The sequence below is a fragment of the Streptomyces sp. NPDC004284 genome, from assembly GCF_042874035.1.
Lineage (GTDB): Bacteria > Actinomycetota > Actinomycetes > Streptomycetales > Streptomycetaceae > Streptomyces.
The window spans coordinates 114682-126790 of sequence record NZ_JBIAMJ010000018.1 but is presented as its reverse complement, the minus strand read 5'-3'; the positions used below and the strand labels follow the sequence as shown (position 1 = coordinate 126790).

The following is a 12109-nucleotide window of genomic DNA, read 5'->3' as shown; positions in this document are numbered from 1 at the left end:
CGGCGTCGCTCACCAGGGGTGGGCCGACCGGACAGACGGGCGAGAACATGGGTCTCACGACGTACACCGAGGAAGGCGACGCCGAGGAGCGGCTGTCGATCGCCGGCCGCGATGACGACACGCGTCGTACGGCCCCCGACGGGCCTGCCCCTGCCTTCGGTGCCGACACACGGCTCGACGCCACGCGCCTCTGGGCCTGGTCGGCGACGGTGCCGATGTGGGGGTACGGACCGGCGGCAACGGATTTCTGAGGAACGATCCGCAAGGGGCGTCGAGGAGGCGAGGGCTCCGCGATCTCGCGTGAACCCGCCGGCTCCGTCCCTCGTTCACCAGGCAGGTGAGACTCCCGCGCCTCGGCGACGAGGCGCGGGCGTGAGCCCACGCTCCGGCATCCCCCGACCGGGGCGTGGGCTCACTGATATGTTTCGGCCACCCGAGAAGAAACATGTGTGTCGGGCTACACTCACACATATGGATAATCGAGATGTGGTGAGCCAGGCCGCCGGAGCATTCCGGGCGGCGGTCCAGGCTCTCGCCGAATCGCTTCCGAACGGCTTCGTCGAGCATGGTCCCGGCGGCGCCCTGCTGGCCTTCACCCGCTCGCGGATTCCCGCGCTGAACGGGATCGTCAGCGTGGCTGCCGCACCGGACACCACGGAGATCGGCCTGCTGTGCGAGAACGCCGCGAAGCAGGCGCAGGGACTGCCCTGGAGCATCCGGCTGCGGGGGAAGCCGGAGGGGGCTCTGGTCAGGCTGGCCGTCGCCCACGGACTCGGCACGGTCTCCCAGCAGCCCTTCATGCTGCGCCGGCTGACGGGCGATCGGGGCGTGACGGGCAGCGGCGGGGCCACCGGCCTGGTGCGGCCCCTGCGAAGCGACGAGTCCCAGACCTTCGCCGAGGTTCTCGGTGGCGCGTTCGGTGCCCCACCCGCGATCATCACCAGCCTCTACACGCCTGCCGTGCTCAGCCTGCCCTTCGTCCACGCCTATCTCGCCGAAGTGGACGGGGAGCCCGTGGCGGCCGGGCTGGGAATCGTCACCGAGCAGCACGTCGGGCTCGCCAACATCGGCACGCTTCCCGCGTACCGGCGCCTCGGCCTGGCCCGGGCGATCACCAACGGGATCGTGCGGGACGCCACGCACGCCGGGGCGCGCGTGGCATACCTCCACTCCAGCGAGGAGGCGGTGCCGCTCTTCGAGCGCGCCGGATTCCACATCGAGGAGTCCTGGACGGCCTTCACCCCGTGACGTCCGTCGGCGGGGGCGGGCCGGCGGCGGCCCGCCCCCGCCGGTGCGCTCCGGTGTCGGTCCCCGGGCCTCATCCGGATCTCCCGTCCCTTCGGTCCCTTCCGGTCGCACATCAGTCAGGTGACTGTGCCCCGGCCCGGGCCTGAGGAGCAGTCGCCGGAACGTCCACCGGCGTCCTGCAGTTCGCCGAGGAAGGCGTCCCAGTCCAGGGGCTGGGCCTCCGCCTCCGCCGGTACGAGTGCGTACGTGGCGTCCAGCCACGCCTCGACCTCCGCGACCGGCAGTTCGAACACCGCGCTGCTCGTCCTCGACTCCAACAGCAGCCAGGCGGCCGTCTCCCCCGCCTCTCCCCGCACCGGCCACGCCTGCACGTCGCCCTCGCCGCTCTCCTCGTACAAGCCCAGGTACAGCAGCTCACGGCCGATGCGCCACGTCACGCCCTGCCCGCGCCACGGAGTGAACGTCACCGTCACCAGCATCGGCGACGACGTCTCGAACCTGAACTCGGCCCGGACGGGCAGCAGCGGCACACCGTCCAGTACCCGCCGAACGTCCAGACGGAGCACCGGCGGCTCCCCCGCCCCCGTCCGGCCTGCCCGGACACCGGCCTGTTCCCCGTTCATGGCAGTCCTCCCTTCCGTGGTCCGAGATCCCGCCCTCCGACCCTCCCGCACCAGGACCGCCACGGCATCCGTCACCTGACCCTGATGCGTGGTGCGGCACCGAGACGCCTGCCGGTCAGTCATCCGGCCGGGCCCATGGGCGCCGGACCGGTGGGGACGCTCGGATCATGTCCGAGTGAACCCCGGGCGGGGTCCAGGCTGTTGCACAGGTGTGAATCACATACGCACCCCGCAAAGGCGGCGGCCGTGTCCCGCCCGCACCTTCCGCCCGTCGAGCCGCTACGGCCCCGTGCTCGGCGTGGTCCTCGGCTCCGTGGTCGCGCTGAGTGGCTGCGCCGTCGGAGGCGGCACGGGCTCGGCGTCCCGGGCCCCCGAGCCCGTGCGGAAGCCCCTCGCCGTCAGTCTCCCGGAGTTCCCCGCCACGACGGTCGAGCACGCGCCGGCGCCGCGTGTCCTGCCCGGGGTGGGACCGGCCATGCTGGCCCGCGTCCCTGCCGGATCCCGCCAGGTCCTGCTCGTCACCGGCGACGGCGCCGACGCGTCCACCTCGACGGCCCGGCTCTACGAGCGTACGGACGCGGGGTGGCGGCCCGCCGGCGCTTCCTGGCCCGCGCACAACGGGTTCAAGGGCTGGACCGGCGACCACCGCCTGGGAGACCTGCGCTCTCCGGTGGGGGTCTACGGCCTCACGGCGGCGGGCGGGCTGCTGCCCGACCCGGGCGCTCGTCTCCCGTACGACCACTCCGGCGGCTTCTCGATCAACGGCACGGGGTTCGAGGGCGAGCCGCTGACCGGGTCCTTCGACTACGTCGTCGCCATCGACTACAACCGCGAGCCCGGCACGTCACCGCGGGACTGGACCCGGCCGCTGGGCAGGGCCAAGGGCGGTGGCGTCTGGGTGCACGTCGACCACGGAGGCCCCACCCATGCGTGTGTCAGCATCGCGAAGCGGCACATGAAGGAGCTGCTTCGCGCACTCGACCCCGCGAAGGCGCCCGTCGTCGTGATGGGAGACGTCGCCTCGCTGTCGCGCTGAGCGGGTCAGGACTCTTCTCGTCTGGGCAGTCGCCAGCCGGGGCGCGGGAAGTGGCAGGTGTAGCCGTCCGGGTAGAGCCTCAGATAGTCCTGGTGCTCGGGCTCGGCCTCCCAGAACGTGCCGGCCGGCGTGACCTCGGTGACCACCGGGCCCGGCCACAGTCCCGAGGCGTCGACGTCGGCGATGGTGTCCAGGGCCACCTGCCGCTGCTCGTCGTTCAGGTAGAACACGGCGGAGCGGTAGCTGTCCCCGATGTCGTTGCCCTGGCGGTTCTTCGTGCTCGGGTCGTGGATCTGGAAGAAGAACTCGAGGAGAGTCCTGTAGTCGGTCGCCGTCCGGTCGAAGACGATCTCGACGGCCTCCGCGTGCCCCTGGTGGTGGCGGTACGTCGGGTGGGCCAGGTCACCGCCGCTGTACCCCACCCGCGTCGTCAGAACGCCCGGCTGGTTGCGTATGAGCTCCTGCATCCCCCAGAAGCAACCGCCCGCCAGTACGGCCCTTTCCTCACTGCCGGCCATCGTCCGTCACCTTCCTCTTCACGTATCGCATCGCCTCTGCCGACCACGCGATTCGGGTGGTCGGCGCCGTCCCTTGGGGTCTCGGCCGGTGTGGTCAGGCCTGCTCGGCGTGCTGGCGCGCCCGGTAGTTGGCGGCCTTGACCCTGTTGCCGCAGGTCCGCATGGCGCACCACTCGCGGCGGTGGCCGCGCGAGCGGTCGAGGTAGACCTGCGTGCACTCCGGACGGGCGCACTCCCGCAGCAGCGCGGCATCGTCCCCGCCCACGAGCTGCACCGTCTCACGGGCCAGCGAGGCCAGCCCCTGGGCGACCGGGCCCGTGCTCACGACGCCGTCCGGCCCCAGGCGCACGGTCACCGGCAGGCCGGAGGCGTGCAGATTCACTTCGGCCACCGCCTCCGGCGGCAGGGGCCGACCGTCCAGCCGCGCCGCGACCAGGTCGTAGACGGCCTCGCGCAGCTGCACGGCGACCATCACATCGGCCTCGCTCGCGCCGGGCTCCAGATCCATCATCCCCGACTCCACGAACCAGTCGTCCAGGAGTCCGGGCGTGGCCAGCTTCTCGAGCGGCGCGTCGTTGCGCCGCGCCCGCAGCGTGCCGACGAAATCCAGACAGAGCGTCCCACAGGGAAAGGCATGATTCACGTAACCATACTGAACGGTGACACCGCACAATGCAAGCCTGCCCTCGCACCTTCGAGGGGCGGGCCCCCATGGCCCCGCTTCCATCGCCGTCACCGCTCTGACCGGCTCCACGCCGTCACGGCGGTCTGCATGATGATCACCGCGTCCTTCTCGGCGGTCTCGGCCCGCATGCGGCCGAGCAGGGTGTCCACGTCGCCGATGGTGTCCGCGAGGTCGCCCGTGAGCCCCGCGGCGATGGCCTCCAGGACGGCGCCGGTCAGCGGGGTGCGGGGTTCCACGCGCAGCGGGAAGTCGTCGAAGTCCTGGAAGACGACGAGCCCGCCGGGCCGCACCAGTCGGGACAGACGGCGCAGTGCCGTGACCGGGTCGGGCAGGTGCCCCAGGACCAGGCGGCCGATCACCGCGTCCACCGGTCCGCCGAGGTCGATGTCGACCTCGGGCAGGGTCATCTGCCGGAAGGAGGCCTCGGCCTCCCCGTCCGGACCCGGGTTTCTGGAGGCGGCGCGGGCACGTGCCACCTCCAGGGCGCGCGGTGCCGCGTCGGCTCCGACGACCGCGCCTTCGGGCCCGACGATCCGCGCCGCCAGGAACGTGACGTCCCCGGCACCGCAGCCGACGTCGAGGACCCGCGTGCCGGGCCGCAGCCCCGCGGTCCGCAGGGCCCGTTCGGTGATCGGGTCGTACAGCCGGGCCCGGAGCACGAGCCGGTCGGTCTCGGTGGGCGAGTGTCCGAGGAGGTGGGCCGAGTCCGGTCGGGCTGCTCGGGTCATCGCTTCTCACCTCGCGAGGCGAGCACCGGGTCGGTGGTGTCGGACTGGCTGAAGAAGGTGTTCCAGCCCTTGATGAGGGAGACCAGGTCGCCGCAGTGGCTCCGCTCGGGCGGCTTCCGTCGGGGAGCTTCAGCGCGCAGAAGGCGACCCGCTCGATCGTCCCGTCGTCGGGAGAGAGGGTCACGGAGAACGTGTACGCGCCCTGGGAGAGGAACCGGGTCGTCTCCCCGTAGAGGCGTTCGTCCGGAGCGGCGGCGCCGGCGAGCTCGGTGAAGCTGCGGCACTGTGTCTCGGTGAGGGGCCCTCGGGCGCGGAAGTAGAGGTTGACCGTCCCGTGGCTGTAGTCCACGCAGACGTGGCGTACGTAGTCCAGCCCCAGCCGGTGGAAACGGGGGCCGTGCTCCCGGACGGGGTCCGGTACGGCGGCGACGCCGAGTACGTCGTCCAGGGGCCGTGTGCCGCCCAGGCAGAGCCGGGTCTTGGTGAGTCCGCGAGCCGCGTCGAAGTCGCACGACTGCTCCGGTGTGCCGTCGTACAGCGTGTTCCATGCCTGCACCAGGTCGCCGAGCGGATCGTCGGCACCGATGAACCCCGCCCGCCTGGCCACGGTCACCTGTCCATGGGCCGGCGTGCGTAGAAGCGGTAGTTGAGCCCGTCGCCACTGCGGTCGGTGGCCCTCCACAGGACGGCGCCCTCGGCGAACGCCGGCCCGTACGCCTCCAGCACGGCCCGGGTGGCGGCTTCCGGGTAGGGGGCGCCGATCGCCTCCGCCGTGGTGCGGACGTCTTCCAGGAATCGTGTTGCGGAGAACTGTTGGGGCTGTCGGGGGCAGGCAATCCATGAACGCAGGGCGGGGACACCAGGGTCGGCGACCCCGCCACCGTCGGGCTCGCGGCGTCGACCGCGCTGTGTGCCGTCTTCACCGTGCTCCAGCACCGCGCGGTGGTACGACCGGCCCTCGGGGCGGCGGCAGCGGCAGATGATCAGCCTGCGGCTCGCCCGTGAGCTGCTCCCCGACACGGAACCGTCCGCGACCGACCTGAGGGATCAGTCGATCGACATCGCGCAGACGGCGATCGACGAACTGCGGGAGCCGGCCTCGGGGCCTGCGCACATGGGTCCGAGGAAACACCTGGACCGGGTTTCCACATCGAACACATGTAAGGTGTTTCCCACACGCATCGGCCTGAAGCACCGGACTGCTTCATCGTGCCGTGTGTCCGGAGAGAGAAACATATGTATGGGGCTCCGGGACGGCCGCGGTCGGCAGGGGACTCGAAGACCGCGGCCGGTGTCACCGGGTACCTGCGGGGACGGGTACCCGGTGACCAGCATGCGTGCATCGGCCCGTGCCGTCGTTCCGGACCGCTGGGGTCCTCCCCCGCCCGCCGTGTGCCCATGATGCCGTTCTCCCAGGCCCAGGCGGCGATCTCGACCCGGTTGCGGGCGGCGGGTTTGCGCTGGACGCTGCCGAGGTGCGTCTTGACGGTGGAGAGGGAGACGTACAGGTCGGCCGCCAGTTCCTCGTTGGTACGGCCGTGGGCGACCAGTCGCACGACGTCCGGCTCGCGGGCGGTGAGCGTGGGTTCGGGCGCCGACGGGCGGGGGCCCGGAGGGTGCGGCGCCGGCCGGCCGGGATGGCGGCGGTGGCGGGGCAGCAGGGTGCGGTGATCTCCGTACCGTGGGCGACCCTGCTGGCACTGTTCGCGGGCGCGGGCGTCGTCGGCGCCCTCGCCGTGCTGGGGCCCGGGATGCGGGCGTCGGCGGCCGCGGTGACGAGGGCGGTGGGCGGCGAGGTGGGGTGAGCGGTGGGCCGGAGCGTCTGCGGCTGGTCTCCTCGGCGGAGGGGATCAGGGCGCGGCGCCCGGTGCCTGGGCCGCCTGGTCCAGGCCGCTGGAGGCGCGCAGCGGGACCTCCTTGATGAACAGCGTCACCAGGAAGGCGAGCAGGGCGATGGGGGCTCCGTACAGGAAGATGTCGCCGATGGCGTGCCCGTAGGCGCCCTCCAGCCATGTGCGGACCGGGGCGGGCAGCATCGCCAGGTCGGGCAGTCGGCCGTTGTCGGCGGCCTTCGCCGCGGTCGCCCGGTCCTGCGGGTCGAGCCCGGTGATGGTCTCGCGGGCGTAGTGGCCGATGCGGGTGGTGAGGACGGAGCCGAGCACCGAGACGCCCACCGCGCCGCCGAGGGAGCGGAAGAAGGTCACCGTGGAGGACGCGGCGCCCAGGTCGGACGGGGACACCTGGTTCTGTGTGCACAGCACGAGGTTCTGGAGCGTCATGCCGACGCCGAGTCCCATCAGCGCCATGCAGGAGGCCGTGTAGAGGTACGACGTGTCGTAGCGGAGCATGCCCAGCAGGGCCAGGCCCGCGGTGAGCAGGACACCGCCCGTCAGCAGCCACCCCTTCCATCTGCCGGTCGTGGTGATGATGCGGCCGGAGACGGTGGAGGAGACGAAGAGGCCCGCGATGAACGGGATCGTCAGGACACCCGACATGGTCGGGGACTCGCCACGCGCCAGCTGGAAGTACTGGCTGAGGAAGACCGTGCCCGCGAACAGCGCGATGCCGACGAGCAGGGAGGCGGCCGAGGCGAGCGCGATGGTGGCGTTGCGGAACAGCCGCAGCGGGATGATCGGCTCGGCGGCCCTCGTCTCGACGAACAGGAAGATCAGCGTCAGCACGATCGACGCGCCGACCAGCGTGTACGTCTGCCACGACAGCCAGGCGTACTCGTCGTCGGCGAAGGTGACCCAGATCAGCAGGACGCAGACGGCGGCGGTGACGAAGAAGGCACCGGCCCAGTCGACCTCGACCCGGCGTTCGACCACCGGCAGGTTCAGCGTCCGCTGGAGCACGAACAGCGCGACGACGGCGAAGGGGATGCCGACGAGGAGGCACCAGCGCCAGCCGAGCCGGTCGGTGTCGGTGATGACGCCGCCGAGCAGCGGGCCGCCGACGGTGGCGACGGCGAAGGTCGCGCCCAGGTAGCCGGAGTACCGCCCGCGCTCACGCGGGGAGATCATCGCGGCCAGGACGACCTGCGCGAGGGCGGACAGGCCGCCACCGCCCAGCCCCTGGATGACCCGGGCGGAGATCAGCGTCGCGGGATTCTGCGCGAGGCCCGCCACCAGGGAGCCGACGACGTAGACGACGAGTGCCGACTGGACCAGGACCTTCTTGCTGAACTGGTCGGCCAGCTTGCCCCACAAGGGGGTCGACGCGGTGACCGCGAGGAGGGAGGAGGTGACGACCCAGGTGTAGGCGGACTGGCCGCCGCCGAGGTCGCTGATGATCCTCGGCAGCGCGTTCGTGACGACGGTCGAGGACAGGATGGCGCAGAACAGGCCGAGCAGCAGCCCGGACAGCGCGCGCATGATCTGTGCGTGCGTCATGGGCTCGTGGGCGGACCCGGTTCCGTGGTGGGTGGAGGCCCGCGCGCCGGCGTGCGGGGTGGATGTCATGAGGATCTCTTCCTTCGGGGGTCTGCTGGTGTGCCCGAGCCGGACAGTCGCTTGAGGCAACCATGAGAGGGACCGACGGCGAGACACATGTCTTGCCACGGTGGGGTCGGCGCAGGATCTGGCGGGCGGTCATCACCTCGACCCTCGCCGAAGTTCAGCGCCCCGTTGTCGAAGACGGCGATCTTCGCGGGCAGGGCGTTCCGCCGGAGCGTGAACAGCTCGCCGCGGCGAGCGCCGGAACCCGGCTGCGCTGGACGCCGAAGAGCCCGTCGATCATATGGAGGTTGCCCGGGGCCGACGAGCGCCCGCTCGATCTCCGCTCAGTCTCCAGGAACCTGTACGCCCCACACATCCGTCGAATGACTGCGTCTCCGGTGCCGGGAGCCGTTCCGTGCTGGGTCGGACGACTGTCGGCTCCGGGGCGGCGGCGCACACCAGGCACATGGGAAAAGACCTGTCGCGCATAGCATGTATAGAACACGTATGCCGGGCCTCGCCCGTCCCGGTGATCACCGCTCACGCACAAGGAGACCAGGCCGTGAAGAGGCTGCCGCAGAGCGACAACACCCTGCTGATCCGTACCGACTTCTCCGACGAGGCGGCCTGGCGGGCCCTGCGCACCTCGGTCACCACTCCGGCCGAGGGCGAGGATCCCTACCTGGCCTGTCTGCACATCGTGGACGACGCCTCCTACAGCGGCCTGACCACGGAGCAGCTCGTCGCGCTCGCGCCCGACGAGGACGATCTGCTGATCGTGGCGGACGGGGTGGCCATGGCCGAGGCCGGGATGCCTCTGCTGGCCGTCCACGTGCGCGGGGAGGACGAGGAGGACGGGGAGGACCGGGACGCGCGGCCGAGGGTCGAGGAACTGCGTGTCGTCGCGGAGGTGCTGTGGTCCGTCGAGAACAACATCTCGGTCGCCAACATGGACTGGGAGGAGTTCGTCGACGCCGCCGAGGAGGACGGTGTCTTCCGGGGCTTCTGACCCACCGGGCCCCCGCCGGTACGCCCGGGGTGCCCGCCCTTTCAAGGGAGCGGGCACCCCACGTGCGCGGGGCGGCTCGGCCGCCTACGGAGTGCGCGTGCTCCACTTCTGGTTGGGCGATCCGGCGCACTGCCACAACTGCAGACGCGCACCGTTGTCGGTCCGCTGATCGACGACATCGACACACTTGTTGCCGGACTGCGGGTTGGTCAGGTCGTGCGACGAGTTCAGCCGGAACTGCTGCGCGCCCGACCCGTTGCATGTCGTCCAGTTGATGACGGCGCCGTTGTTCGTCGCGCCACCGCTGACGTTCATGCACTTTCCCTCGGACTGCACGGTGCCGTTGACGAACTTCCACCGCTGGTAGGACTCGTTGTAGCAGTCCCAGATCACCAGCTTGGAGCCGACGGGCGCGCCGGGGCTGTTGGCGATCCCGATGCAGCGGCCGGAGGCGTGGCCGTAGATCTGCACCCCGCCGGACCAGGACTCCCCCGGGGCCGTCTGGGACGTGCTGTCCGACTTCGTCCCGGAGCCGGAGGAGGTCCCGCCCGACGTGCTTCCCGAGCCTGAGGAGGTCCCGCCCGACGTACTTCCCGAGCCGGAGGACGTACTGGTCGACGTGCTTCCCGAGCCTGAGGAGGTGCCGCCCGACGTGCTTCCGGAGCTGGAAGAGGTGTGGCTCGACGTGCCTCCGGACCCGGAGGTGGTGCCGCCCGAGGCGCCTCCGGAGCCGGATGGCGGCTTGCCCGGTTCCTCGTTCACGCGGACCGGCCCGCCCCCTCCCGTGGGCTTCTTCCCGTCACCTGCCCCTGCCTTCGGTCCCGTCACGGCGATGGGCTTGCCGTTCGGGCCGGTGATGGTGACGCCCTTCGGCCCGGCACCGCCCTTCGCAGGGGACACGGACGGAGAGGGCGATTCGGAGCCGACCACACCGGGAACCGCGCTTGCCATGCCTTCCAGGACCGTGCCCGGGGTGGCGCCGGGCTTCGCGGAGGACCGGCTGTCGTCGCCGTCTCCGCCACTGATCAGGAAGGGTACGGAGATCAGCAGCGCGCCGACGATGGCGGCACCCGCGAGCAGGCTCTTGTGCGGCCGGCCGGGGTCGGCCTTTGCCGCCGTTGTGTCGGAGCCGCCGGTGGCGTCGTCGGATTCGGTGGCGCTCTCCGCGGCCGTCTCCGCGCTTGTTTCCGCACTTGCTTCCGCGCTCGTCTCCGCGTTCGCGGTGTCCGCGTTCGACGTTTCTCCGTCCGGCGACGGGGTCGCGCTCGGGTCGGCGGACGTTCGGGCGGCAGGCTCGGACGTGCTCGTCGACGGCCCGGAGGCGGACGCGAGCGCGAGCACGTCGAGAGCCGGGGGATCGGCTTCGGCCTCCTCGGTCTCCTGTTCCCCCTCCTGTTGCTCGGGTTCTTCGGCCTCGGGCTCGGCCATGGCAGCAGGCACCGCCGAACGACCCTGGGGTCGCGCCGGGGTCAGGATGCGTTCCGCCATCGAGGCGGCGCTCTCCGGCTGCGCCTCGGCCTCGGCGATACCCTCCGTCTCGGCGATGCCCTCTGCCCCGGCCGGCTCGGATGCCACGGCTGCCGGTTCGTCGGGAGAGTCGTTCGATGGGGAAGTCGTCATGACACCTTTCCGATGATTCGGTGTGACACGTGACACGGCATTCTGGTGTGACGTCACGGTCGGACGGCCTGGTGTGCCACTTGTCTCAGAACACCTGTGATCGATGACGTGCGGGCGTTCAGTCTCAATTCTAGGGTTCGAGGGCTCTCCGCTGAACACACCTATGCCTGGGTAGGTGTGTTCAGCACGTGGACGCCTTTCTCACGCCCTTGGTGTATGCCGATCGCTCCTGGCAGTTCTCCGTCGAACGTGCGGGGAGCGGAGCGTCAGCCGGCTCCACCGCTGAGGATGTTGACGAGGTGTTCCTGGGTGGAGGAGACCGATGGGGTACTTACGTTTCGGTCGTCGCTGTCCGGATCGGGGCCCTGTTCAGCGGCCACCTCGGTGTCGTGCTCGTCGGCCGCTTCGGGGGCCTGCTCGCCGGCCGCCTCGGGAGCGGCGTCGGGCAGGCTGAGGGTCTCCACGCGTCGTACGGGGTCGTCCCGTTCGACCGGGGGCTGGTGGGGAGGATCGCTCTCGGGGACTTCGCCCGCGGGAGAGCCGTCGTCGTCCGGAGCGGTGTCCGGCTCGGTCCGGGGGGCCGCCGCGGTGCTCTCCGCGGGCTGCTCGGGCGCCGGGTCCGTCGCCAGCTGCTCTGGGGAGACGGTCAGGCTGACCGCGCCCGCGGGATTCACGTAGAGGTACGTGGCGTCGCCGAGATCACGTACGAGTTCCCGTACCGGGAGGGTGCGCCCCGCGTACCGTCCGCCGGACCAGAGTTGGGCGTCCGAGGTGAAGACCGGAACGACAGGAGTGCCGTCCGGACTGCATGCCTGGACGGGGCTGCCGTCAGGCGCGAGCATGATGCCGACCTCCGCGTCGGCGAGCAGCCGGAAGACGTCGTCCTCCGGGCCGTACCCGGCGGCCGCGAGCTGGATCGCCTCGTCGACCGGATCGGTGGGGGCGGGCCAGCCGTTCGCGCTCGGGGAGGGCCGGTAGTCGTCGTTGTACCGCCACTCGACCACCTCCCCCTTGGCGTCGGACCGGTACTGTCCGACCACCGCCCAGTCCGGTGGGGCGTCCTCGCCCCGCCAGGCGGGGTCGACCAGGCCGAACCAGTGGTCGGGGGCCGCCCGCGCGGCCTCCCGGATCGGGTCCGGCACATCGGCCAGCGGTTCTTCGTGCTGCGGTGTCTCGGCCACATCGGCCATCCGGTCGTCAGCCTT

Annotated in this window: 13 protein-coding genes and 1 pseudogene; 5 read left to right on the top strand and 9 right to left on the bottom strand. The window is 71.3% G+C overall.

Annotated features, from left to right (window positions below):
- Positions 1-47 precede the first annotated feature (47 nt).
- Together ACFYUS_RS32975 and ACFYUS_RS32970 are read left to right on the top strand one after the other, a co-directional pair.
- Complete coding sequence (locus tag ACFYUS_RS32975; RefSeq protein WP_388860538.1) at positions 48-251, top strand: hypothetical protein; 204 nt, start codon at positions 48-50, stop codon at positions 249-251.
- Between the two features lie 220 nt (positions 252-471).
- A complete protein-coding gene (locus tag ACFYUS_RS32970) occupies positions 472-1248 on the top strand; it encodes a GNAT family N-acetyltransferase (RefSeq protein WP_388860535.1) in 777 nt (258 codons plus the stop codon).
- A 116-nt stretch (positions 1249-1364) separates the two neighbouring features.
- Here ACFYUS_RS32970 and ACFYUS_RS32965 read toward each other — a convergent pair whose 3' ends face one another.
- Positions 1365-1871 (bottom strand): SsgA family sporulation/cell division regulator, encoded by a 507-nt coding sequence (locus ACFYUS_RS32965; protein WP_388860532.1) that lies wholly within the window; start codon positions 1869-1871, stop codon positions 1365-1367.
- A 289-nt stretch (positions 1872-2160) separates the two neighbouring features.
- Between ACFYUS_RS32965 and ACFYUS_RS32960 the strand changes: the two genes are divergently transcribed.
- On the top strand, positions 2161-2907 hold the full coding sequence (locus ACFYUS_RS32960; protein ID WP_388860530.1) for a hypothetical protein: 747 nt from the start codon (positions 2161-2163) through the stop codon (positions 2905-2907).
- Between the two features lie 5 nt (positions 2908-2912).
- On the opposite strand, the gene msrA is transcribed toward ACFYUS_RS32960, so the two are convergent.
- The 5 genes and pseudogenes from msrA to ACFYUS_RS32935 form a co-directional block, all read right to left on the bottom strand.
- The gene (gene msrA, locus ACFYUS_RS32955; protein ID WP_388860527.1) at positions 2913-3425 is read right to left on the bottom strand and encodes a peptide-methionine (S)-S-oxide reductase MsrA; all 513 of its coding nucleotides are present in this window, start codon (positions 3423-3425) and stop codon (positions 2913-2915) included.
- A 94-nt stretch (positions 3426-3519) separates the two neighbouring features.
- A complete protein-coding gene (locus ACFYUS_RS32950; RefSeq protein WP_388860691.1) occupies positions 3520-4068 on the bottom strand; it encodes a CGNR zinc finger domain-containing protein in 549 nt (182 codons plus the stop codon).
- A gap of 89 nt (positions 4069-4157) precedes the next feature.
- A complete protein-coding gene (locus tag ACFYUS_RS32945; protein WP_388860524.1) occupies positions 4158-4838 on the bottom strand; it encodes a class I SAM-dependent methyltransferase in 681 nt (226 codons plus the stop codon).
- Between the two features lie 175 nt (positions 4839-5013).
- Positions 5014-5774: pseudogene (locus ACFYUS_RS32940) on the bottom strand (aromatic prenyltransferase); the annotation flags it as partial.
- 47 nt (positions 5775-5821) lie between these two features.
- On the bottom strand, positions 5822-6394 hold the full coding sequence (locus tag ACFYUS_RS32935) for a response regulator transcription factor (RefSeq protein WP_388860521.1): 573 nt from the start codon (positions 6392-6394) through the stop codon (positions 5822-5824).
- Here ACFYUS_RS32935 and ACFYUS_RS32930 point away from each other — a divergent pair.
- Positions 6314-6643, top strand: a complete 330-nt coding sequence (locus ACFYUS_RS32930) for a hypothetical protein (RefSeq protein WP_388860706.1) — start codon at positions 6314-6316, stop codon at positions 6641-6643. The genes ACFYUS_RS32935 and ACFYUS_RS32930 overlap by 81 nt on opposite strands.
- 45 nt (positions 6644-6688) lie before the next feature.
- Here the strand turns inward: ACFYUS_RS32930 and ACFYUS_RS32925 are convergent, their stop codons facing one another.
- Positions 6689-8230: an MDR family MFS transporter gene (locus ACFYUS_RS32925; RefSeq protein ID WP_388860688.1), complete on the bottom strand. Its 1542-nt coding sequence runs from the start codon at positions 8228-8230 to the stop codon at positions 6689-6691.
- Between the two features lie 607 nt (positions 8231-8837).
- Here ACFYUS_RS32925 and ACFYUS_RS32920 point away from each other — a divergent pair.
- Entirely contained in the window at positions 8838-9284 is a 447-nt protein-coding gene (locus ACFYUS_RS32920) for a DUF6924 domain-containing protein (RefSeq protein ID WP_388860518.1), read from the top strand.
- An 84-nt stretch (positions 9285-9368) separates the two neighbouring features.
- On the opposite strand, the gene ACFYUS_RS32915 is transcribed toward ACFYUS_RS32920, so the two are convergent.
- Complete coding sequence (locus ACFYUS_RS32915; protein ID WP_388860515.1) at positions 9369-10961, bottom strand: ricin-type beta-trefoil lectin domain protein; 1593 nt, start codon at positions 10959-10961, stop codon at positions 9369-9371.
- A 209-nt stretch (positions 10962-11170) separates the two neighbouring features.
- Positions 11171-12094 carry a type VII secretion system-associated protein gene (locus ACFYUS_RS32910; protein ID WP_388860512.1) on the bottom strand — a complete coding sequence of 308 codons (924 nt, stop codon included), beginning with the start codon at positions 12092-12094 and terminating at the stop codon, positions 11171-11173.
- Positions 12095-12109 lie beyond the last annotated feature (15 nt).